This window comes from Streptomyces corchorusii (assembly GCF_001514055.1).
GTDB classification, from domain to species: domain Bacteria; phylum Actinomycetota; class Actinomycetes; order Streptomycetales; family Streptomycetaceae; genus Streptomyces; species Streptomyces olivaceoviridis.
Genome location: NZ_KQ948360.1, coordinates 104,423 through 125,390, shown reverse-complemented (window position 1 = coordinate 125,390; position 20,968 = coordinate 104,423). Strand labels below are relative to the sequence as shown.

General features: G+C 73.8%; 21 protein-coding genes. 10 read left to right on the top strand and 11 right to left on the bottom strand.

Going from position 1 to position 20,968, the window contains the following annotated elements:
- Positions 1-61: 61 nt before the first annotated feature.
- Entirely contained in the window at positions 62-1,501 is a 1,440-nt protein-coding gene (locus AQJ11_RS26080; RefSeq protein ID WP_107120875.1) for an alpha,alpha-trehalose-phosphate synthase (UDP-forming), read from the top strand.
- On the opposite strand, the gene otsB is transcribed toward AQJ11_RS26080, so the two are convergent.
- The 3 genes from otsB to AQJ11_RS26065 all read right to left on the bottom strand — a co-directional run bounded on the left by otsB (position 1,468) and on the right by AQJ11_RS26065 (position 3,953).
- The gene (gene otsB, locus AQJ11_RS26075) at positions 1,468-2,322 is read right to left on the bottom strand and encodes a trehalose-phosphatase (protein ID WP_059264578.1); all 855 of its coding nucleotides are present in this window, start codon (positions 2,320-2,322) and stop codon (positions 1,468-1,470) included. The two genes, AQJ11_RS26080 and otsB, sit on opposite strands and share 34 nt — an antisense overlap.
- Before the next feature lie 87 nt (positions 2,323-2,409).
- On the bottom strand, positions 2,410-2,634 hold the full coding sequence (locus tag AQJ11_RS26070; RefSeq protein ID WP_014673423.1) for a DUF3263 domain-containing protein: 225 nt from the start codon (positions 2,632-2,634) through the stop codon (positions 2,410-2,412).
- Positions 2,635-2,669: 35 nt separating this feature from the next.
- A complete protein-coding gene (locus tag AQJ11_RS26065; RefSeq protein WP_453087603.1) occupies positions 2,670-3,953 on the bottom strand; it encodes an ABC transporter substrate-binding protein in 1,284 nt (427 codons plus the stop codon).
- Positions 3,954-4,064: 111 nt separating this feature from the next.
- Between AQJ11_RS26065 and AQJ11_RS26060 the strand changes: the two genes are divergently transcribed.
- The 3 genes from AQJ11_RS26060 (at position 4,065) to AQJ11_RS26050 (ending at position 7,276) form a co-directional block, all read left to right on the top strand.
- Entirely contained in the window at positions 4,065-5,009 is a 945-nt protein-coding gene (locus AQJ11_RS26060; protein ID WP_203349138.1) for an ROK family protein, read from the top strand.
- Between the two features lie 86 nt (positions 5,010-5,095).
- Positions 5,096-6,223 carry an N-acetylglucosamine-6-phosphate deacetylase gene (gene nagA, locus AQJ11_RS26055; RefSeq protein WP_059264775.1) on the top strand — a complete coding sequence of 376 codons (1,128 nt, stop codon included), beginning with the start codon at positions 5,096-5,098 and terminating at the stop codon, positions 6,221-6,223.
- Between the two features lie 123 nt (positions 6,224-6,346).
- Positions 6,347-7,276 (top strand): 1-phosphofructokinase family hexose kinase, encoded by a 930-nt coding sequence (locus AQJ11_RS26050; RefSeq protein WP_059264577.1) that lies wholly within the window; start codon positions 6,347-6,349, stop codon positions 7,274-7,276.
- On the opposite strand, the gene AQJ11_RS26045 is transcribed toward AQJ11_RS26050, so the two are convergent.
- Entirely contained in the window at positions 7,273-8,196 is a 924-nt protein-coding gene (locus tag AQJ11_RS26045; protein WP_059264576.1) for a carbohydrate-binding protein, read from the bottom strand. The genes AQJ11_RS26050 and AQJ11_RS26045 overlap by 4 nt on opposite strands.
- Before the next feature lie 118 nt (positions 8,197-8,314).
- A complete protein-coding gene (gene cdgB / locus AQJ11_RS26040; protein WP_014673429.1) occupies positions 8,315-9,970 on the bottom strand; it encodes a diguanylate cyclase CdgB in 1,656 nt (551 codons plus the stop codon).
- A 330-nt stretch (positions 9,971-10,300) separates the two neighbouring features.
- On the opposite strand from cdgB, the gene AQJ11_RS26035 reads away from it, so the two are divergent.
- Entirely contained in the window at positions 10,301-10,873 is a 573-nt protein-coding gene (locus AQJ11_RS26035) for a flavin reductase family protein (protein ID WP_079082407.1), read from the top strand.
- A gap of 82 nt (positions 10,874-10,955) precedes the next feature.
- Entirely contained in the window at positions 10,956-11,417 is a 462-nt protein-coding gene (locus AQJ11_RS26030; RefSeq protein ID WP_059264575.1) for a GNAT family N-acetyltransferase, read from the top strand.
- On the opposite strand, the gene AQJ11_RS26025 is transcribed toward AQJ11_RS26030, so the two are convergent.
- Complete coding sequence (locus AQJ11_RS26025) at positions 11,342-12,274, bottom strand: sigma-70 family RNA polymerase sigma factor (protein WP_059264574.1); 933 nt, start codon at positions 12,272-12,274, stop codon at positions 11,342-11,344. The two genes, AQJ11_RS26030 and AQJ11_RS26025, sit on opposite strands and share 76 nt — an antisense overlap.
- Before the next feature lie 121 nt (positions 12,275-12,395).
- The gene (gene arfB / locus AQJ11_RS26020; RefSeq protein WP_041665306.1) at positions 12,396-12,833 is read right to left on the bottom strand and encodes an alternative ribosome rescue aminoacyl-tRNA hydrolase ArfB; all 438 of its coding nucleotides are present in this window, start codon (positions 12,831-12,833) and stop codon (positions 12,396-12,398) included.
- Positions 12,834-13,000: 167 nt separating this feature from the next.
- Between arfB and AQJ11_RS26015 the strand changes: the two genes are divergently transcribed.
- Positions 13,001-13,576: a TerD family protein gene (locus AQJ11_RS26015; protein WP_014673433.1), complete on the top strand. Its 576-nt coding sequence runs from the start codon at positions 13,001-13,003 to the stop codon at positions 13,574-13,576.
- Between the two features lie 48 nt (positions 13,577-13,624).
- On the opposite strand, the gene AQJ11_RS26010 is transcribed toward AQJ11_RS26015, so the two are convergent.
- Positions 13,625-14,125: a hypothetical protein gene (locus AQJ11_RS26010; protein ID WP_058083897.1), complete on the bottom strand. Its 501-nt coding sequence runs from the start codon at positions 14,123-14,125 to the stop codon at positions 13,625-13,627.
- A gap of 371 nt (positions 14,126-14,496) precedes the next feature.
- Between AQJ11_RS26010 and AQJ11_RS26005 the strand changes: the two genes are divergently transcribed.
- Positions 14,497-15,891, top strand: a complete 1,395-nt coding sequence (locus AQJ11_RS26005) for a M1 family metallopeptidase (RefSeq protein WP_208616615.1) — start codon at positions 14,497-14,499, stop codon at positions 15,889-15,891.
- Between the two features lie 16 nt (positions 15,892-15,907).
- Here the strand turns inward: AQJ11_RS26005 and AQJ11_RS26000 are convergent, their stop codons facing one another.
- The gene (locus AQJ11_RS26000) at positions 15,908-16,582 is read right to left on the bottom strand and encodes a pentapeptide repeat-containing protein (RefSeq protein WP_175252184.1); all 675 of its coding nucleotides are present in this window, start codon (positions 16,580-16,582) and stop codon (positions 15,908-15,910) included.
- Positions 16,583-16,705: 123 nt separating this feature from the next.
- Between AQJ11_RS26000 and AQJ11_RS25995 the strand changes: the two genes are divergently transcribed.
- A complete protein-coding gene (locus tag AQJ11_RS25995; RefSeq protein WP_059264573.1) occupies positions 16,706-17,878 on the top strand; it encodes an FAD-dependent oxidoreductase in 1,173 nt (390 codons plus the stop codon).
- Positions 17,879-17,925: 47 nt separating this feature from the next.
- Positions 17,926-18,897, top strand: coding sequence for a zinc-binding dehydrogenase (locus AQJ11_RS25990; RefSeq protein WP_059264572.1), 972 nt, complete (start codon positions 17,926-17,928; stop codon positions 18,895-18,897).
- Between the two features lie 152 nt (positions 18,898-19,049).
- Here the strand turns inward: AQJ11_RS25990 and AQJ11_RS25985 are convergent, their stop codons facing one another.
- Together AQJ11_RS25985 and AQJ11_RS25980 are read right to left on the bottom strand one after the other, a co-directional pair.
- Entirely contained in the window at positions 19,050-19,529 is a 480-nt protein-coding gene (locus tag AQJ11_RS25985; protein WP_058080983.1) for a GNAT family N-acetyltransferase, read from the bottom strand.
- 32 nt (positions 19,530-19,561) lie between these two features.
- Positions 19,562-20,968: an NAD(P)/FAD-dependent oxidoreductase gene (locus AQJ11_RS25980; RefSeq protein WP_175252185.1), complete on the bottom strand. Its 1,407-nt coding sequence runs from the start codon at positions 20,966-20,968 to the stop codon at positions 19,562-19,564.

The following is a 20,968-nucleotide window of genomic DNA, read 5'->3' as shown; positions in this document are numbered from 1 at the left end:
GGTCGGCCCGCCGGGCGGGCCGTACGTTTGAGCGGTCGGGGGCCGGGCTAGGTTGAGGCGTATGGCTTCCACGCTCGATGCTGCTCAGAAGGCTCAGGTGCTGGTCGCGTCGAACCGCGGCCCGGTCTCCTATCAGGTGGGCGAGGACGGCTCGCTGCACGCCCGGCGGGGCGGCGGCGGGGTGGTCTCGGGACTGTCCTCCATCGGGTCCGGTCCGGGCTCGGTGTGGGTGTGCGCCGCGCTCGGCGACGGTGACCGGGCGGCCGTCCGGCGCGCGGACGGCGGGCTGCTGCCGGCCGAGGACACCGGCGGGCAGCGGGTGCGGATGCTCGACATCGACGCGACCGTGCACGCCGAGGCGTACAACGACATCGCCAACTCGGTGCTCTGGTTCGTCCACCACATGCTGTACCAGACCCCGCTGGAACCGGTCTTCGACGCCGGTTTCCGGCGGCAGTGGGCGTCGTACGAGTCCTACAACCGGGCGTTCGCCGAGGCGCTGGCCGAGGAGGCGGCCGAGGGCGCGGCCGTGCTGATCCAGGACTACCACCTGGCCCTCGCCCCCCGCATGCTCCGCCAGCTCCGGCCCGACCTGCGCATCGGCCACTTCTCGCACACCCCGTGGGCGCCGCCGGACTACTTCCGGCTCCTCCCCGACGACATCGCGGCCGAGCTGCTCAGCGGCATCCTGGGCGCGGACCGGGCGGCGTTCCTCACCCAGCGGTGGGCGGACGCGTTCACGGACTGCTGCCACGCGGTGCTCGGGCCCGGTATCCCCTCCGGCACCCGGATCGGGGTGCACGGGCTGGGCGCGGACGCGGACTTCCTGCGCAAGCGGGCGCACGAGCCGGACGTGGACGAGCGGATGGCGGCGCTGCGGACGGAGATCGGAGAAGGCCGCAAGACGATCGTCCGGGTGGACCGGACCGAGCTGTCCAAGAACATCGTGCGCGGGCTGCTGGCGTACGAGCAGCTGCTGGAGGACCACCCCGAGTGGCGGGAGAAGGTCGTCCACGTGGCCTTCGCCTACCCCTCCCGGCAGGACCTCGCCGTGTACCGCGAGTACACCGCGCAGGTCCGGCAGGTCGCGGACGAGATCAACGAGCGGTACGGCACGGCCGGCTGGACCCCGGTCGTGCTGCACGTGAAGGACGACTTCGCCCGCTCCCTGGCCGCGTACCGGCTGGCCGACGTGGCGCTGGTGAACCCCATCCGGGACGGCATGAACCTGGTCGCCAAGGAGGTCCCGGTCGTCTCCGACGAGGGCTGCGCGCTGGTGCTGTCGCGGGAGGCGGGGGCGTACGAGGAGCTGGGCGAGGACTCCTTCGTCGTGAACCCGTACGACATCGCGGGCACGGCGCGGGCCCTGCACGAGGCGCTGACCCTGCCGGCGGACGCGCGGGCGGAACGCTCCAAGCGCCTGGCCGCCGCCGCGACCGCGCTGCCGCCGGCCCGGTGGTTCCTCGATCAGCTGACGGCGCTGGACCCCCGGCCGAGCTGAGCGGCCAGCGCCCGGAGCAGGCCCACGACTCCCTGCGGGCCGTCGACCACCAGGTCGGCCCGGTCCGCGAGTTCCGCGACCTCCGTGCTGCCGCTGCACACCAGCAGGCCGGGGACGCCGTTGGTACGGAGCTTCTCGATCGCGGCGAAGGCGGGGAGGTCGCCCAGGTCGTCGCCGGCGTAGACGACACAGCCGGCGTGGACGGCACGGGCGTGGTCGAGGAGGGCCACGCCCTTGTCCATGCCCGGCGGGCGCAGTTCCAGGACCATGCGGCCGGGCTCGACGATCAGGCCGTGCCGGGTGGCGAGGTCGGCGAGGGGGGCGCGCAGGGCCTCGAACGCGGCCTGCGGGTCGGGGGCGCGGCGGGTGTGCACCGCCAGCGCCCGGCCCTTCTCCTCGATCCACGTGCCCTCCTGCGCTCCGGCGCGCTCCAGCAGGCCCGGCAGTTCGGCGCGGACGGCGGCCACGCCGGGGTGCGGGGGCGGTGCGGTGACCTCGCCGGTGGCCGCGTCCCAGCGCTCGGCGCCGTAGTGGCCGAGGACGGTGAGGTGCTCCAGGCCGGGGACGCCGGCGAAACCGCCGTAGCGGACCGCGACCTCGGGCGGACGGCCGGTGATCACGGCGACGGAGGCGATCTCGGGGGCGAGGGCGGCGAGGGCGGGTACGGCCCCGGGGTGGGCGCGGGCCTGCTCGGGGTCGGCGACGATCGGGGCCAGCGTGCCGTCGAAGTCCAGGCCGATCAGGGCGGTGCGGGGCTGTGCGAGCAGGGCGGCGAGGCCGTCCTGGCCGGCTCGGGTGCGCGGGGTCGGCAGAGCGTCCATACCGCGACACTATCCAGCTCCGGGTGCCTCACGCCTGGGGTTCGGCGCCTCACGCCCCGGACCCCGCCGGGGGCTCTGCCCGGGGACTCAGCGTTCCGCGCGTCTCGTCTCGCGGATGCGGCGCAGGCGGTTGACCGTCACCGGGTCGTGGGCCAGGGCCCGCTCGTCGTCCAGGAGGGCGTTGAGGAGCTGGTAGTACCGGACGGGGGACAGGTCCAGCTCCTCGCGTATCGCGCGTTCCTTCGCGCCGGGGCCGGGGAAGGCCCGGCGCTCCAGCGCGAGGATCGCCTTCTCGCGGGTGCCCAGTTCCATGCCTGCCACGGTAGCGGCGGGCACCGACAGCGCGCTCAGCTCGCGCTGCTGCTGTCGGCCGCCATGGCCGTCGACTGCAAGCGGGTCAGGACGCCGGCGGGGCTGCCGCCGGGGGCGACCGCCTGGCCGATGTTCTGCTTCACGGCCGCGCTGACCGCCGCCCAGGAGGTCTTGCCGACGGGGTACAGCTCCGAGGTCGGCAGCTGCTCCAGGAAGGGACGCAGGGCCTTGTCGGCGGCGGCGTCCGACGCCGCCATGGTGTTGGACGCGGAGCTGGTGACCGGCAGCAGCCCGTACTTCCGGGAGAAGTCGAGGACGTTCTTCTCGCTGTAGACGAAGTCGAGGAAGTCGCCGATCTGCTCGGCGTGCCCGTTCTGCTTGAAGCCCATCATCCAGTCGGCGACGCCCATGGAGGCCCTGGCCCTGCCGGTGCGGCCCGGCATCGGCACCGTGCCGAACTGCACGCCCTTCTTGGCCGCCTGCTGGATGAGCGTGGGGTGCCCGTTGACCATGCCGACCTGGCCGTCGGCGAACGCGGCGAACGCGGCGGCGCGGTTGAGCTTGCCGGGGGCGACCGGGCCGGTCAGGCCCTTGCCGACCAGCTCGTCCTTCAGCCAGGTGAAGGTCTCGACGTTCGTGGCGGAGTCGATGGTGTAGGTGCCGACGTCGTCGGTGTAGCCGCTGCCGCCGTTGCCGCCGCCGAGCAGCCACTGCATGGTCTCGGCCTGGGCCTCCTCGGGGCCGAGCGGCAGCGCGTACGGGTACTTCACGCCCTGCGCCTTGAGCGCCGTGGCGTCGGCGGCCAGCTCGTCCCAGGTGGTGGGCGCCGTGAGGTGGGCCTTGGCGAACAGGGTCTTGTTGTAGAAGAGCACGCGCGTGGAGGCGGCGAACGGGATGCCGTACTGCGTGTGCTTCCACTGGCCGGCGTCGGAGAGCGGGGAGAGGAAGTCCGCCTGGGTGCGTATGGAGAGCAGGTCGGAGACCGGGTAGAGCTTGCCGGCGGCGGCGTAGTCGGCGTAGGCGCCGATCTGGGCCATGTCCGGGGCGTGGCCGGCGTCGACCATCTCCTTGACCTTGCGGTCGACGTCGTTCCAGGAGTAGACGCTGACCTCGACCTTCACGTCCGAGTGCTGCTTCTCGTACTCCTTGGCCAGGGCGTCCCAGTACTTCTTGGAGCTGTTGGCGGCGGAGTCGCCGTAGTCCGCGGCGACGAGCCTGAGGGTCACGTCGGAGGAGCCCGTGCTCCCGCAGCCGCCGAGGACCGCCGTCATGCCCAGTGCGGACACCACCGCGATCGTTCCTGCCGTACGCCGACGCACGTTCAAAGCCCCAACCCTGCTGTCTGACGGTTCAATATGTGGACACATAAGGTCTACACCACGTGAGTGGACTAGACCTCTCCAGGGTGGGAGGGTCACACTAGCCCCGTGGTGAGACATGTCATCGCCCTCGACGTGGGCGGTACCGGGATGAAGGCCGCCCTGGTCGGCGACGACGGCGCGCTGCTCCACCGCGCCCGCCGCGCCACCGGCCGCGAGCGCGGCCCCGAGGCGGTGCTCGCGGGCATCCTCGACTTCGCCGCCGAGCTGCGCGCGTACGGCGTCGAGCACTACGGCGAGCCCGCCGGCGCGGCCGGCATCGCCGTCCCCGGCATCGTCGACGAGGCCACCGGCACCGCCGTCTACGCCGCGAACCTGGGCTGGCGGGACGTGCCCCTGCGGGCCCTGCTCGCCGACCGGCTCGGGGTGCCCGTCGCCCTCGGCCACGACGTCCGCACCGGCGGCCTCGCGGAGGGCCGGATCGGCGCGGGCCGGGGCGCGGACCGGTTCCTGTTCGTGCCGCTGGGAACCGGGATCGCCGGTGCCATCGGCATCGACGGCCGGGTGGAGGCCGGCGCGCACGGCTTCGCGGGCGAGATCGGCCACATCGTCGTACGCCCCGCGGGCGCGGTCTGCCCCTGCGGGCAGCGCGGCTGCCTGGAGCGGTACGCCTCCGCCTCCGCCGTCAGCGAGGCCTGGGCGGCGGCCTGCGGCGACCCCGGGGCGGACGCGGCGGACTGCGCCGAGGCCGTCGCGTCCGGCGACCCGAACGCCGTCCGGGTCTGGCAGGAGGCGGTGGACGCGCTCGCCGACGGGCTGGTCACCGCCCTCACCCTGCTGGACCCCCGCACGCTGATCATCGGTGGCGGCCTGGCCGAGGCGGGGGAAGTGTTGTTCCAGCCCCTGCGGGACGCCGTCCGGCACCGGGTCACCTTCCAGAAACTGCCGACGATCGTCCCGGCGGCGCTGGGCGACACGGCCGGCTGCCTCGGCGCGGGGCTGCTCGCGCAGGACCTGCTGACAGCCACTTCTACGACTCCGGAGGTAAGCACCTGATGGCAACCGAGCGGGAAACTCCGGACAGGTACGGCGCCCCGTCAGGGGCGCGGGACACCGCGCGCTCGACCCCCACCGGCCCGCAGGTGCTCACCGGCGCGAACGTGGTCCTGCCCACCGGAACGGTGCGGAACGGCGAAGTGGCCGTCGACGGCAAGCGCATCGCCGGGACCGCCCCGGCCGGCGCCCAGGTCATCGACGTCACCGGCCACTGGCTGGTCCCCGGCTTCGTGGACCTCCACAACCACGGCGGGGGCGGAGCCTCCTTCTCCGGCACCGCCGAGCAGATCCTCACCGCCGTCCACACGCACCGCGTCCACGGCACCACCACCCTCGTCGCCTCCACCGTCACCGACGAGATGGACCTGCTGGTGCGCCAGGCCGGCCTGCTGAGCGAGCTGGCCGAGCAGGGCGACATCGCCGGCATCCACTTCGAGGGGCCGTTCATCTCGCCGTGCCGCAAGGGCGCGCACTCCGAGAAGCTGCTGCGCGACCCCGACCCGGCCGAGGTCCGCAAGCTGATCGACGCGGCGCGCGGCAAGGCGAAGATGGTCACCCTCGCGACCGAGCTGCCGGGCGGCATCGACTCCGTACGGCTGCTCGTCGAGCACGGCGTGCTCGCGGCGATCGGGCACACCGACGCCGGCTACGAGCAGACGGTCGAGGCGATCGACGCGGGCGCCACCGTCGCCACCCACCTCTTCAACGCCATGCCCGCCCTCAACCACCGCGCGCCCGGCCCGATCGCCGCCCTGCTGGAGGACGAGCGGGTCACGGTCGAGCTGATCAACGACGGCGTCCACCTGCACCCCGCCGCGCTGGAGCTGGCGTTCCATCACGCGGGCGCGGACCGGGTGGCGTTCATCACCGACGCGATGGACGCGGCCGGCATCGGTGACGGGCGCTACATGCTCGGCCCGCTGGAGGTCGAGGTCAGCGAGGGCGTGGCCCGGCTGGTGGAGGGCGGTTCGATCGCGGGCTCCACGCTGACGCTGGACCGCGCGTTCCAGCGGGCGGTGACCGTCGACAAGCTGTCGGTGGAGGACGCCGTGACCGCCCTGTCGGCCAACCCGGCCCGGCTGCTCGGCCTCTTCGACCGGGTCGGGTCGCTGGAGCCCGGCAAGGACGCCGACCTGGTCCTGCTGGACGCGGACTTCGAGCTGAAGGGCGTGATGCGGCAGGGCGAATGGGTGGTAGCGCCCCAACTGCCCTGATCCGTACCGGCGTCGAGGAGACGGAGGCCGACCCGCGCTCTGGGCCGACCGCCGTCTCTTTGGCATGATCGGGACCCCGGAAAACCGAGACAGCCGCACGGACTTCGAGGGAGGTCGGCCCGGGTGATCCTCACGGTCACGCTGAACACCGCTCTCGACATCACCTATCGCGTACGGTCGCTGCGTCCGCACGCCTCGCACCGCGTCTCCGAGGTGGTCGAGCGGCCCGGCGGCAAGGGTGTGAACGTGGCCCGGGTCCTGGCCGCGCTCGGCCAGGAGGTGACGGTCACCGGCTTCGCGGGCGGCGCGACCGGCCGGGCGGTGCGCGACGGGCTGGCCGGCACGCCCGGCCTGACGGACGCGCTGGTGCCGGTCGCCGGGGCGACCCGGCGCACGATAGCCGTGGTCGACGAACGGTCGGGTGACACGACCCAGCTGAACGAGCCCGGCCCGCAGATCGAGCCGGCCGAGTGGGGCGCCTTCCTCGACCGCTACGAGGAACTGCTGGGCGGCGCCTCGGCGGTGGCCCTGTGCGGGAGCCTGCCCCCGGGGGTGCCGGTCGGCGCGTACGCGAACCTGGTCCGGCCGGCCCGTGCGCAGGGTGTCCCCGTCCTGCTGGACACCAGCGGTGAGCCCCTGCGCCGCGGGGTGGCGGCCCGCCCGGACATCATCAAGCCCAACGCCGACGAACTGGCCGAACTCACCGGCTCCCACGACCCGCTGCGCGCCACCCAGGACGCCCGACGCCGCGGCGCCCACGCGGTGGTCGCCTCCCTCGGCACGGACGGCCTCCTCGCCGTCACCCCGGAGGGCCGCTGGCGCGCCGCGCCGCCGGCCCGCATCCCGGGCAACCCGACCGGCGCGGGCGACTCGGCGGTGGCGGGCCTGCTGTCCGGCCTGGTGGAACACCTCTCCTGGCCGGACCGCCTCACCCGCGCGGTCGCCCTGTCGACGGCGACGGTACGGTCCCCCGTGGCGGGCGAGTTCGACCGGACGGCGTACGAGGAGCTGCGGGGGCAGGTGACGGTGACCGGGGTGGTCAGCGCGGCCTAGCTGTCCTTCTTGACCCGCCCCGGCTTCAGCTTGACGTTGCTGATCAGGACGTTGCACTTGTCGCCGGAGCCGCAGGAGATGGAGATCGTGTTGGAGCCCTGCTTCAGGATCGGCCACACGTAGGAGCGAGTCCAGCCGTTGGCGAAGTCGCCGTCCTTGGCGTGCCGCCAGTTGTCCAGGCCGAGCTTGCCGCCGAACGGGGTGCCGTTGACGGTGACCGACATCTCCTGGTCGTCACCGGTCGCGCTGTAGTACACGAACAGGGTGTACGGGCCGTCCGACGGGGCGTTGACGTTCCAGGTGACCGAGGCGCCGGGCTGGTTCAGCCCCGTCACATAGCTGCCGTCGGAGGAGGTCGCTCCCTTGACGTCCGAAGCCGTCGACGCGCCGCCGGCCGCCGTGAGCGCCGAGGCGTCGGACTGCATCGAGTCGCTCGCCGCCGAACCGCTCCCCGAAGGGCTCGGGCTGCTGGTCTGGGACTGGGTCGGGGTGGAGCCGGCCTCGTTGCCGGACTTGTCGTCGTCCGTGTTGCCGTTGATCATCGCGACGCCGATGCCGATGACGACCGCGGCGACCACCGCGATGGCGCCGATCAGCAGGCCCTTGGTGTTGGGGCCGCGGCGGCCGGGCGCGGGGGCCGCGGGGCGGTGGGAGGCCGGGGCGCCGCCGGGCAGCGTCTCCGGTGCCTGGTAGTGGGCGTTCGGCTGGCCGTAGGCGCCCTGCTGGGGAACGCCCTGGCCGTACGTGGCCTGCTGTGCGCCGTAGCTGCGCTCGCCGACCGTGCGCACCCTGCTGACCGAGTTCGGGTAGCCGTAACCGCCGGACGGCGGCTGGGCTCCCCGGGCCTGGCCGTCTGCGTACAGGTAGCCGAACGGGTCGTCGTCCTCGGGCGTGCTCGCGCCGTTGTCGCCGGGCGTCATCCCTTGGTACTCCTCAACAGGTGCGGGCGGATGCGGTACGGGTGTGGAATGGCGAGCCTACCCGCTCTGACTCGTCCAAACGGGTGACTCAGACCGCATCAACCCGCTGACCTGCGCATCATCCAGCACGCCGGTGCTGTTTGGGACGAGATCGTTTCTCTACGTACATCCGCTCGTCAGCGGACTTCAACACCTCGTCCGCCGTCATGCCGCAGTGTGCCCAGCCGATGCCGAAACTCGCGCCCACCCGGACGGCCCGCCCCTCGGCGCGGATGGGCTGGATGATCTCGTTGCGCAGCCGTACGGCGAGGTCCTGGGCGTCGGCCCGGCCGAGGCCGTCGGCGAGGATCACGAACTCGTCGCCGCCGAGCCGGGCGACGGTGTCGCCGTCCCGGACGCCGTTGCTCAGCCGCCGGGCGACCTCGATGAGCACGGCGTCGCCCGCGTTGTGCCCGAACCGGTCGTTGATCGACTTGAAGCCGTCGAGGTCGCAGAAGAGGACCGCGAGGCCCTTGGTGCCGTCGTCACGGCCGTCCTCGGGGGCGACGGTGTGCACATGGTGGTCGTAGGCGTCGAAGCCCTCCGCGCCCGGCGCGAAGTCGAAGCCGTGGCCCGCGGGGGTGTCGAAGGCGGGGTGGCCGTAGGCCGCGTCCAGGGACTCCAGCGCGTCGGCGTGGGCAGGCCGCTGGCAGAGCCGGGCGGACAGGCGCGAGCGCAGTTCGGCGGAGTTGGGCAGGCCGGTCAGCGAGTCGTGGGAGGCGCGGTGGGCGAGCTGGAGCTCGCGCCGCTTGCGCTCCTCTATGTCCTCGACGTGGGTGAGCAGGAAGCGGGGGCCGTCGGCGGCGTCGGCGACGACGCTGTTGCGCAGGGACACCCAGACGTAGGTGCCGTCGCGGCGGCCCAGGCGCAGTTCCGCCCGGCCGCCCTCCGCGGAGGTCCGCAGCAGGGTGCCGACGTCCTCGGGGTGGACGAGGTCGGCGAAGGAGTAGCGGCGCATCGCGGAGGCGGGCCGGCCGAGCAGCCGGCACAGGGCGTCGTTGGTGCGCAGGATGCGGCCGTGCTGGTCGCCGCCCATCTCGGCGATGGCCATGCCGGAGGGGGCGTACTCGAAGGCCTGCCGGAAGGATTCCTCGCTGGCGCGCAGGGCCTGCTGCTCGCGTTCCAGGCGGACCAGGGCACGCTGCATGTTGGCGCGCAGGCGCGCGTTGCTGATCGCGATGGCGGCCTGGAAGGCGTACATCTGGAGGGCCTCGCGGCCCCAGGCGCCGGGGCGGCGGCCGTTGCGCGGCCGGTCGACGGATATGACGCCGAGCAGTTCGCCGCAGGTGGCGCCCTGCACGCCGGGGGTGTACATGGGCGCGAAGAGCCGGTCGGAGGGGTGCCACTCGTCCTCGAAGCGCGGCTCGGGCCCGTCGGTGTACCACTGGGGGACGTCGTCGTCGTCGAGGACCCAGCCCTCGGTGTGCGGTATGAAGACGAGGTCGCCCCAGCGTTCGCCCATGGCCAGCCGCCGGTCCCAGGACTCGCGTGAGCCGGCCCGGCCGGTGATCAGGGCCTCGGCGGCGGAGTTCCCGGAGAAGGCGGCGACCACGAGATCGCCGTCCTGGCGGACCAGGTTGACGGCCGCCATCTCGTAGCCGAGGGCGGACACGGCGCCGTCCGCGACGGTCTGCAAGGTGTCCGCCAGGCTGCGTGCCGTGTTCATGTCGGCCATGACCTGGTGCAGCTGTCGCAGGGACGCAAGACGGACATACGGCTCCGACTCGGTCTCCATGCTCACCCTCCCCCCGAGACCTCGCAGCGAATCAAGGGTTGTGTCTGAACCTCTTCGTGGCTTCCCCGCCACTGAATCACAGCGCGAAGCCCACTCGGTACACAGGGTCAACAATTCCTGCCCCTTGTGACTCAAGTCACAGGAGAACGTGAACAATTGGGTGGAGTTTCTGCGTTTGCCCTGTGCGTTTCCTGAACGCACAGCGTGCGCCCGTGCTCACATGATGCACGTATTCGGCCGGTCGCCGCCTGTGTGCGCCGCTGGTCCTAGGACCCGGCTCGGGCGGAGGGCCGATGCGGGCCGCGCGGGGCGGGGACTAGCGTTTCCGGCGTGCTGAAGACTCCCTCCCCCACGACCCCCCTGCCTTCCGGGCATGCTGAGGGGGTGAGCAACGACGAGTTCCGGGCCGCCATGTCCCGGCTGGCCGCGGGCGTGGTCCTGGTGACCGCGCAGGAACCGCCGCTGGATCCGGACGACCCCGAGGCGCCGGGCGTGGAGGACGTCGGCATGACCGCCACCGCCTTCATGTCCGTCTCCCTCGACCCGCCCCTGGTCCTGGTCAGCCTGCGCACGGGCGCCCGCATGGACGACCTGCTCGACGAGCAGCCGCTGTGGGCGGTGTCGGTCCTCACCGAGAGCCAGCGGCACATCGCCGGCCGCTTCGCCATGAGGGGCCGCATCAGCGACCGGCTGCTCTTCGAGGACATCCCCTACGTCCGGGGCGAGGTCACCGGCGCCCCGCTGGTCGGCGGCGCGCTGGCCACCCTGGAGTGCCGGACCGAGCAGCGGGTGACCGCCGGCGACCACACCCTGGTCATCGGCCGTGTCCTCACCGCCCGGGTGCCGAGCGCCGAGGGGGGGCCGCTGCTGTACTTCCGGGGGCGGTACCGGCAGTTGGGCTGAGCCGGGCACCGTCTCGCGGCCCCGTCGGGCCGAGCGGCGAATTCCGTGGCGGGCGCAGGGACTCCCTGCCTACGGTGCGCGGATGACACCACGTCTGGAAGAAGTCACCCCGGGGAACTTCGACACCGCCGTCGCCCTCCGCGTCCGCCCCGACCAGGAACACGCCGTCGCACCGGTCGTACGGTCCCTCGCCGAGGCGTACGTCCACCCCCGCGATGTCGCCTGGCCCCGCCTGATCGTCGACGACGGCCGCGTCGTCGGCTTCCTGATGGCCTTCTTCGGCATCGACTGGCACGGCGACGGCAGCGTGCGCCGCTGCGGGCTGTGGCGGCTGAACATCGCCGCCGGCGAGCAGGGCAGGGGCTACGGCCGCTTCGCCGTCGACGCCGTGGCCGGCGAGATCCGCCGCCGGGGCGGCACGGAGCTGTACGTCAGCTGGCACCCCGGCCCGCACGGTCCCGAGGAGTTCTACCTCCGCCTGGGCTTCCGGAAGAACGGCGAGACGAGCGGGGACCAGACGGTGGGGGTGCTGGACCTGTCCTGAACCGGGCCCGTGCCGGGCGGGAGCTCCTCCACGGTGAGGTCCGCCAGCCGGGCGGGCCCGGTGATGATGTCGATCACCGCGATGCGGCCGGCGACGAAGGTGAAGGCCAGGACCCGCTCCGGGCGCCCGTCGGCGAACACGGCCAGTCCGGTCGCGCCGTCGACCAGCACCGGACGCGCGACGCGCGCCAGACGGGCGAAGCTCGCCGCGGCGGCGGCGACGCGGGCCGCACCGCTGTTCACCCCGCCCTCGGTACGGGCCTCCACCTCGGGGTCGAGCACCTCCAGCAGCCCGTCGAAGTCGCCGTTCCGCGCGGCGGCCAGGAAGGCGTCCACCACCTGCCGCTGCCGGGCCAGGTCGGCCTCCGGCGCCCGCACGCCCCGCACCCGGCGCCGGGCCCGGCTGGCGAGCTGCCGCGCCGCGGCCGGACTGCGGCCGAGGATGCCGCCGATCTCCTCGAAGGGCACCCCGAACAGGTCGTGCAGCACGAAGGCGAGCCGCTCGGCCGGGGAGAGCGTGTCCAGGACGACGAGGAGGGCCGGCCCGACCGAGTCGGCGAGCAGGGCGTCCTGCACCGGGTCCGGCTCGGCGGACGGCGCCGGCCGCCAGGTCTCCAGCGGCTGCTCGCCCCGGGAGCGGCGGGAGCGGAGCATGTCGAGGCAGACCCGGCCGACGACGGTCGTCAGCCAGCCGCCGAGGTTCTCCACCCCGCCGGTGTCGGACCGGCTCAGCCGGAACCACGCCTCCTCGACGGCGTCCTCGGCCTCGGCGGTGGAGCCGAGCATCCGGTGGGCGACGGCCCGCAGATGCCCCCGGTATGCCTCGAAGCGCTCGGCGAGGAATGCGTGGTCGGTCATGGGTGGCTGCGGCCCCTCCGTCGTCGCCCCCGGCGGTCGCGAGAGCTTCTGCACCACCCTGACGAGAGGGAGCCGGCGGATGTGACAGGGCGCGCGCCCGGCATGATCCAAACGAGAGGCCCTAACCCCAGTCCCGGCCCGAGCGGCCCCGCTTGGTCTCCGCGCGCTGCTTCTTCTCGCGCAGCCGGCGTTCGTTGATGCCGCGCGGGATGCGGGTCGGCTTGCGGGGCTTGGGCGGCGGCGCGGTGGCCTCCGCGAGGAGCGCGGCGAGGCGTACGGCGGCGGCCTCCCGGTTGCGCCACTGGGAGCGGTGCTCCGAGGCCCGTACGGACACCACCCCGTCGACGAGGCGGCCGGCCAGCCGCCGCAGCGCCCGCTCCTTCCACACCGGAGGGAGCGCCTCCGTGCGGGCGAGGTCGAAGCGCAGCTCGACCTGCGAGTCGCTGGTGTTGACGTGCTGTCCACCGGGCCCTGACGACCTGGAGAAACGCCACATCAGCTCGGCCTCGGGAAGCGAGACCGAGCCACGGATGAGGTAGGGCCCGGACATGCCTTTCATGTTCCCGGTCCGGCCCGCCTCACGTCACCTTGATTTCCGGTTCGGTAAAAAAGGTAAAGGGATCCGGAACCACGGGGACCCCCCTCGACGTTGTCCCCGGTGACGGTAGCTTCGTCGGCACAGAGTGCACCGATATGCACGGGATATCTAAGGAAGGGACTCCCAACATGGCTGTAAGCCTGTCCAAGGGTGGCAACGTCTCGCTCACCAAGGAGGCTCCGGGCCTGACCGCCGTCACCGTGGGCCTCGGCTGGGACGTCCGCACCACGACCGGCACCGACTTCGACCTGGACGCCTCCGCCATCGCGGTGAACCCGCAGGGCAGGGTCTACTCGGACGCCCACTTCGTCTTCTTCAACAACAAGCAGACCCCGGACAACTCGATCGTCCACACGGGCGACAACCGCACGGGCGAGGGCGCCGGCGACGACGAGGCGATCAACGTCAACCTGGCCGCGCTCCCGGCCGACATCGAGAAGGTCGTCTTCCCGGTCTCCATCTACGACGCCGAGAACCGCGGCCAGAACTTCGGCCAGGTCCGCAACGCCTACATCCGCATCGTCAACCAGGCGGGCGGCGCCGAGATCGCGCGCTACGACCTGTCCGAGGACGCGGCCACCGAGACGGCCATGATCTTCGGCGAGCTGTACCGCAACGGCGCGGAGTGGAAGTTCCGCGCGGTCGGCCAGGGCTACGCCTCGGGCCTGGTCGGCATCGCCCAGGACTTCGGTGTGAACGTCTGACGGACCCGGTCGTGCGAGAGGGCTCCCGGCTCGCAGCCGGGGCCCTCTTCACCCCACCCGGGGGAAGCGGGCCTGGAGGGTCCAGATCGCCGGGTTCTCCGCCAGGTCCTCGTGGAGGTCGACGAGGTCCGCGAGCAGGTCGTGCAGGAAGTCGCGGGCCTCGCGGCGCAGTTCGGCGTGGGAGAAGGTCAGCGGGGACTCCTCGGCCGGCATCCAGTCGGCGGCGATGTCGACCCAGCCGAAGCGGCGCTCGAAGAGCATGCGGTCGGTGGACTCGGTGAAGTCCAGTTCCGCCCGCTGCGGGCGGGCGGCGCGGGAGCCCATCGGGTCCTGGTCCAGCCGTTCCACGATGTCACACAGCGCCCACGCGAAGTCCAGCACCGGCACCCATCCCCAGGCTGTGGACAGCTCCCGGTCGGACTCGGTGTCCGCGAGGTAGACGTCCCCGCAGAACAGGTCGTACCGCAGCGCGTGGACGTCCGCGCGGCGGTAGTCGGTCTGCGGGGGGTCCGGGAACCGGTTGGAGAGGGCGTAGCCGATGTCGAGCACGCAGGAGATGGTGTCACGCCACCCCACCCGGCCTCTCCCACGGCCCACCGAACCCCGGCCTGCCCGGCCCCGCCTCCAGAGCGACGGCCCCCGCCGGCCCGGCCCCGCCGCGGTCCCACAGGGCCCGGCCGGCCCGACCCCGTCCCCAGACCAGCGGACCCTGCCGCCCCGGACCCGCCCCGGAGCAACGTCCCCTGCCGGCCCCGGCCCCGCCGCGGCCCACCAGGCCCTGACCGCCCAACCCCGCCTCCAGACCACCGTGCCCGCCCGGCCCCGGCCCCGCCTGCGGGCAACGGGCCCTGCCGGGCTGCCCCCGTCTTCCACGCGGCGGACCCTGCCCGTGACGGTCTCGCGTGCCTAAGATCGCTGGCATGTCCGGATCCGCGCGCCTTGTCCCGGCCCTCTGCGCGCTCCTCGCCCTCGCCCTCACCGGCACCGCGTGCGACGGCGGCGTGCGGGGTGTCCCGGGCGGCTCCGGGGTGCGCGACCCGTACTTCCCGAAGGCCGGCAACGGCGGCTACGACGTCGGCCACTACGCCCTCACCCTGGACTACACCCCGGCGACCCGCCGGCTCACCGGCACGGCCGTCATCACCGCCCGGGCCACCCGGGACCTGCCCGCCTTCGACCTCGACCTCGCCGGGCTGCACGTCGACTCGGTCACCGTCGAGGGCGAGGACGCCCGCTGGAACCGCGCCGGACAGGAACTCACCGTCCGCCCGCACGACGACCTCACCCGGGGCGAGACGTTCCGCACCACCGTCCGCTACTCGGGCACCCCCCGCACCCTCACCGACCCCGACGGCTCCGAGGAGGGCTGGCTGCCCACCGCCGACGGCGCCCTCGCCCTCGGTGAACCCGTCGGCTCCATGGCCTGGTTCCCCGGCAACCACCACCCCTCCGACAAGGCGGCGTACGACATCACGGTCACCGTCCCGAAGGGCCTCCAGGCGGTCTCCAACGGCGAGTTGGCGGAACAGAGCACGAAGGGCGGCCGTACCGCGTACCACTGGCACACCGGCCAGCCCATGGCGAGCCATGTCGCCACCGTCGCCATCGGCCACTACGCCATCACCCGCGGCACCGGCCCGCACGGCCTGCCCCTCCTCACCGCCGTCGACCCCACCCAGGCCGAGGCGAGCGCCAAGGTGCTCGCGAAGCTCCCGGAGATCCTGGACTGGGAGGAGTACAACTTCGGGCCGTACCCCTTCTCCTCGGCCGGTGCGATCGTCGACCGCCCGCACGACGCCGGCTACGCCCTGGAGACCCAGAACCGGCCCGTCTTCCCCGCCGACCAGCTCGACACCTCGATCCTCGTGCACGAACTCGCCCACCAGTGGTACGGCGACTCGGTCACCCCCCGGTCCTGGCGGGACATGTGGCTGGCCGAGGGCTTCACGACGTACGCGGAGTGGCTGTACCAGGAGGACCACGGCGGGCCCACCGCCCAGGAGACGTTCACCCGCCTGTACGAGGGCGACCGCGAGGACATCTGGGCCTTCCCGCCGGCGAAGCAGTCGGATGCCGCGCACATCTCCGGCAGCCCGGTCTACGAGCGCGGCGCGATGGTCCTGCACAAGATCCGCCAGAAGACCGGCGACGACACCTTCTACGCCATCCTCCAGGGCTGGGCCGCCGCCCACCGCCACGCCACCGCGAGCACCGCCGACTTCACCGCGTTCGTCGAGAAGAAGGCCCCGGACCAGGACTTCGGCGGGATCTGGAAGGACTGGCTGTACGGCGACGGCAAGCCGGACCACCCGTGAGCCGCGACGACGCCGGTCACATGACCCGGATGCCCAGCGAAGCCGCCAGCACCGGGGCCAGGTCCAGCAGTTGGCCCGTGCTGATCACCGCGCCGGAGAGCCGGTCCAGGCCCCGGGTGATCTCCAGCGGAGCGGCCCCGCGCAGGTCGACGTCCGTCAGGGCCGCCCCGCCGAAGTCGGCCCCCTTCAGGGCGCAGTCGGTGAACTCGACCCGCTCCAGGCGCGCGCCCGCGAAGTCCGGCTCGACCAGGACGCAGGACTCGAAGACGACGTCCTTGAGGCGGGCCTCGCGCAGGTTCAGGTAGTCGATCTTGCCGCCGCGGATCACGACCCTCTCCAGCACGGCGCCGTGCAACTGCGTACCGCCCAGACGGGCGTCGACCACCTCGACGTCCCTGAGCGTGGCCTCGGCCAACCGCGTCCCGACCCCGCGCAGTCCGGTCAGCACCGAGTCCAGCACCCGGGCCCGGCCCAGCGCCGTCCCGTCCACCGCGCAGCCCGTCAGCGCGCAGTCCATGAACCGGGCGCCCGCGCCGTCCTGCCCGGTCAGGTCGCGGTCCCGGAACTCCAGCCCGTCGTAGTCGCCGTCCGGCTCCAACTCGCCCTCGCGCCACGGCTCCAGGGGCGGCAGCCGCACCTCCGGCCGCCGCGCGCCCTTCACCCCTGCCGCACCCGCCGCTCGCCTCGCCATGCCCCCATGCTGCACCCCGCCACTGACAATCCGCCCTGAGCCGGGCGGACACGCGGGATGTCACACGCGGCGGGGCGCCGGCCGTCGTACTCCCGAGCAGGCGCACCGACCCCAGGGAGAACCATGCACAAGCCCGCGCACCGCATCACCGTCATCGGCGGCGGCTTCGCCGGACTCACCGCCGCGATCACGGCCGCCGAGGCCGGCGCCCAGGTCACCGTGTACGAGGCCCACGGCACCCTGGGCGGGCGGGCCCGGACGGCACAGGGGCCGTACCGGACCAACGAGGGCCCGCACGCGCTCTACGCCGGCGGCCCGCACTGGGCCTGGCTCAGGCAGCGGGACCTCATCGGCCCGCTCGCCGCGCTGCCGCCCCTGGAGGCCGCCCGGCTGCGGCTGCGCCACCGCGGCGTGCTGCGCCGCACCCCGCCCTTCGCCATGCTCAAGCTGCTGCGGCGCCGGGTCGGCCCGGCCCCCGTCGACGCCGACTTCCTCGGCTGGGCGACCGGGATCGCCGGGGAGGAGGGCGCCCGCGCGGCGGCGCACTACGCGGCGGTGGCGCTGTTCCACCACGACCCGGGCGGCCTGTCCGCCGCCTTCGTGCACGAGCGGCTGCGCCGGGCCGCCAAGCTGCCGCCGGAGGCGCGCTATCCGCGCGGCGGCTGGGGCGGGGTCGTCGACCGGATGGCCGCGCGGGCCTGGAACATGGGCGTGCGGATCGAGACCGGGGCCCGGGTGGACGAGCTGCCGCAGGACACCCCGGTGGTCGTCGCCACCGGCCTGCCCGCCGCCCGGCGGCTGCTCCGCGACGACGCGCTGGAGTGGCCGAGCGGCCGTACCGTCCTCCTCGACCTCGCCGTGCGCGCCCGGCGCGGGGACGCCTTCGCTGTCTCCGACCTGGACGCGCCCGGCTGGATCGAGCGCTTCACCGCGCAGGACCCGTCCCTCGCGCCGGCCGGGGAGCAGCTGATCCAGGGGCAGTTCCCGATCGGGCCCGGCCAGGCCCGGACCGACGGCGTGGCCCGCGCCGAGCGCCTGCTCGACCTGGGGTTCCGGGGGTGGCGGGAGCGGGTGACCTGGCGGCGGGAGGCCGTGGCGGACGGCCGTACGGGGGCCGTGGACCTGCCGGGCCGCAGCTGGCGGGACCGGCCCGCCGTGGACCGCGGCGACGGGATCTACCTCGTCGGCGACCAGGTGGCGGCCCCGGGGGTGCTCGCGGAGGTGTCCTTCAACAGCGCGGTGACGGCGGTGTCCCTGATCCTCGGCCGGCCCGCCCTTGACCTCAAGCGCGCTTGAGGTCCGAGGGTGGAGATCACATCGAGCCTCGTCTCCCTGGGGGTCCCATGCACGCCGTCCGCCTGTACGCCTTCGGTCCGGCCGAGAACCTGACCTACGAGGAGCTCCCGGACCCCGTCCCCGGCCCCGGCCAGGTGCGGATCGCGGTCGCCGCGGCCGGCGTGCACCTGCTCGACGCCGCCCTGCGGGAGGGCCACCAGGGCCCGCTGCCCGAACCGCCCCGCCTGCCGACCGTGCCCGGCCGGGAGGTCGCGGGGGTCGTGGACGCGCTCGGCGACGGCGTGGACGGCCTGTGGCTCGGCCGGCGGGTGGTGGCCCACCTGGGCTTCGCGCCCGGCGGGTACGCCGAACGCGCCGTCACCGAGGTCGAGCGCCTGCACGACGTCCCGGAGAACCTGGACTTCGCCGCCGCCGTCGCCATGATCGGCACGGGCCGTACGGCGCTGGGCATCGCCCAGTTCGCCGAGCCGGGCCCGGACGACGTGGTGGTCGTACCGGCCGCGGCCGGCGGCATCGGCACCCTGCTCGTGCAGCACGCCAAGAACGCCGGGGCGACCGTGATCGGGCTCGCGGGCGGCCCGGAGAAGACCGCCCGCGTCCGGGCCGCCGGCGCCGACCTCGCCGTCGACTACACCGCACCGGACTGGCCCGCCAAGGTCCGCGCCCACCTGGGCGGCCGGCCCGCCTCCCTCGTCTACGACGGCGTGGGCGGCCAGGCCGCCCGGGAGGCCGTCGCCCTGCTCGGCCCCGGCGGCCGGCACCTGGTGTTCGGCTGGTCGGCGGAGGGCATCGGGCAGGGGCGGGGGTACCACGTCGAGGGCGTCTCGGAGTCCGTGCTCGGCCCGGCGATGCTGGAGCGCGCCGGCGGCCTGCGCGCGCTGGAACTGCGCGCGCTCGCCGAGGCCGCCCAGGGCCGGCTGCGCCCGGCGGTCACCCGTTTCCCCCTCGCCCAGGCAGCCGCCGCGCACCGGGCACTGGAGGGACGGGACACGATCGGCAAGGTCGTGCTGGAACCCTGACGACCGCGGAGTGCGGCGCGGGGAACCGCGCGACCGGCCGCGGACGACCGGGAGCCGTCGGGCCACCGCCACGGCGACCCCCACCCCCGCGACCCCGACCACCTGGACCGCCACCGCCATGGCCGCCGCCGGGACCGCCGTCGGGGCCTGTGTCAGCCGGCCGAGCCCAGCGCGGTCAGGGACTCGTCGGTGAGCCGGTACACCGTCCACTCGTCCTGCGGCCGGGCGCCCAGCGCCTCGTAGAAGCCGATCGCCGGCCGGTTCCAGTCCAGCACGGACCACTCCAGCCGCTCGTACCCGCGCTCCACGCAGATCCGCGCCAACTCGGCCAGCAGCGCCCGCCCGTGGCCGCCGCCGCGCGCCTGCGGGCGGACGTACAGGTCCTCCAGGTAGATGCCGTGCACCCCGCGCCAGGTGGAGAAGTTGAGGAACCACAGCGCGAACCCGACCGGCTCCCCGCCCGCCTCGTCCACCGCCATGTGCGCGAACGCGGCCGGCCGCTCCCCGAACAGCGCCTCCCGCAACTGCGCCTCGCTCGCCCGGGCCTCCTCGGGCGCCTTCTCGTACTCGGCCAGCTCACGGACCATGGTGTGGATGACGGGGACGTCGTCGGGGGTCGCGGTACGAATCATGCCGCGAGGGTAACCGGCCCGCGGACCCGGCCTCAGTGCCGTCCCGCCACCCGGTCGGCCACCTTCGCCAGGCGCGAGGACTCCATGCCCGGACGGAGGCGTTCGCGCTGGTCGGCGGCGCGGTAGGTGGCGTACATGCCCTGGACGCCCAGCCAGCGCAAGGGTTCCGGCTCCCACTTGCGGACCTTGTGGTTCACCCAGGGCAGGTCCGTCAGCTCGGTCGGCCCGCCCTGTCCGGAGTCCCGCTGCACCAGGTCGCGCAGGGTGCGGGCGGCCAGGTTGGTGGTGGCGACGCCGGAGCCGACGTAGCCGCCCGCCCAGCCGAGGCCGGTGGTGCGGTCGAGCGTCACCGTGGCACACCAGTCGCGCGGCACCCCGAGCACGCCCGACCAGGCGTGCTCGACCCGCACCCCGGCCAGGGACGGGAAGAAGCGGGTCAGGATCTCCCGCAGCGCCTCGACCGTCGCCGCCTGCGTCCGGCCGTCGTTGTCGGTGCGCGAACCGAAGCGGTACGGCACCCCGCGCCCGCCGAGCGCGATCCGGCCGTCCGCCGTGCGCTGGGCGTACATGTAGGCGTGCGCCATGTCGCCGAGGGTCTCCCGGCCCGCCCAGCCGATCGCCGCCCACTGCTCCTCGGTCAGCGGCTCGGTCGCGATCATCGAGGAGTTCATCGGCAGCCAGGTCCGCCGCTGCCCCTTGAGGGAGGCGGTGAAGCCCTCGGTGCAGCGCAGGACGTAGGGCGCGCGGACGGTGCCGTAGGGGGTGACCGCGTGCTTGGGGCGGATCTCCGTCACCGGCGTCGACTCGTGGATGGTCACGCCGAGCGCCTCCACGGCCGCCGCGAGCCCCTTGACCAGCTTCACGGGGTGCAACCGGGCCCCGTGCGGGGTCCAGGTGGAGCCGACCGCGTCCGCGATCCGGATCCGCTGGGCGGTCTCCCGGGCGCCGTACAGCTCCCGGTCCTTCTCGCCGTACGACAGCTCGTGCTGGTGGAACGCCCTCAGCCGGGCCAGCTGCGCCGGGGTGGTGGCCACCTCCAGGACGCCGCCCCGGTGCACGTCGGCGTCGATGCCCTCCGCCTCGGCGACCGCGATCACCTCGGCCACGGTGTCGTTCATCGCCCGCTGGAGCCGTACGGCGGCCTCGTGGCCGTGCAGCTTCGCGTACCGGTCGCGGCCCGCGATCCCGTTGTACAGCCAGCCGCCGTTGCGGCCGGAGGCGCCGTACCCGCAGAACTTCTGCTCCAGGACGGTGATGCGCAGGAAGGGGGCGGCCTTCTTCAGGTAGTACGCGGTCCACAGGCCCGTGTAGCCGCCGCCCACGATCACGACGTCGGCGGACGCGTCCCCGGGCAGCGGCTCCCGCACCGCCGGAAGGCCGTCGTCCGCGTACCAGAAGGAGATGCCACCGTTCACGACACTGCTCGCCGAGCTGCTCAT

Coding starts and splice junctions, on each gene's coding strand:
- AQJ11_RS26030 (WP_059264575.1), top strand. CDS start 10,956: ATGACACCACGTCTGGAAGAAGTCACCCCGGGGAACTTCGACACCGCC.
- AQJ11_RS26000 (WP_175252184.1), bottom strand. CDS start 16,582: ATGGCGAGGCGAGCGGCGGGTGCGGCAGGGGTGAAGGGCGCGCGGCGG.
- AQJ11_RS25990 (WP_059264572.1), top strand. CDS start 17,926: ATGCACGCCGTCCGCCTGTACGCCTTCGGTCCGGCCGAGAACCTGACC.
- AQJ11_RS26005 (WP_208616615.1), top strand. CDS start 14,497: ATGTCCGGATCCGCGCGCCTTGTCCCGGCCCTCTGCGCGCTCCTCGCC.
- AQJ11_RS26045 (WP_059264576.1), bottom strand. CDS start 8,196: ATGACGCCCGGCGACAACGGCGCGAGCACGCCCGAGGACGACGACCCG.
- otsB (WP_059264578.1), bottom strand. CDS start 2,322: ATGGACGCTCTGCCGACCCCGCGCACCCGAGCCGGCCAGGACGGCCTC.
- cdgB (WP_014673429.1), bottom strand. CDS start 9,970: ATGGAGACCGAGTCGGAGCCGTATGTCCGTCTTGCGTCCCTGCGACAG.
- AQJ11_RS25995 (WP_059264573.1), top strand. CDS start 16,706: ATGCACAAGCCCGCGCACCGCATCACCGTCATCGGCGGCGGCTTCGCC.
- AQJ11_RS25985 (WP_058080983.1), bottom strand. CDS start 19,529: ATGATTCGTACCGCGACCCCCGACGACGTCCCCGTCATCCACACCATG.
- AQJ11_RS25980 (WP_175252185.1), bottom strand. CDS start 20,968: ATGAGCAGCTCGGCGAGCAGTGTCGTGAACGGTGGCATCTCCTTCTGG.
- arfB (WP_041665306.1), bottom strand. CDS start 12,833: ATGAAAGGCATGTCCGGGCCCTACCTCATCCGTGGCTCGGTCTCGCTT.
- AQJ11_RS26025 (WP_059264574.1), bottom strand. CDS start 12,274: ATGACCGACCACGCATTCCTCGCCGAGCGCTTCGAGGCATACCGGGGG.
- AQJ11_RS26070 (WP_014673423.1), bottom strand. CDS start 2,634: ATGGAACTGGGCACCCGCGAGAAGGCGATCCTCGCGCTGGAGCGCCGG.
- AQJ11_RS26080 (WP_107120875.1), top strand. CDS start 62: ATGGCTTCCACGCTCGATGCTGCTCAGAAGGCTCAGGTGCTGGTCGCG.
- AQJ11_RS26015 (WP_014673433.1), top strand. CDS start 13,001: ATGGCTGTAAGCCTGTCCAAGGGTGGCAACGTCTCGCTCACCAAGGAG.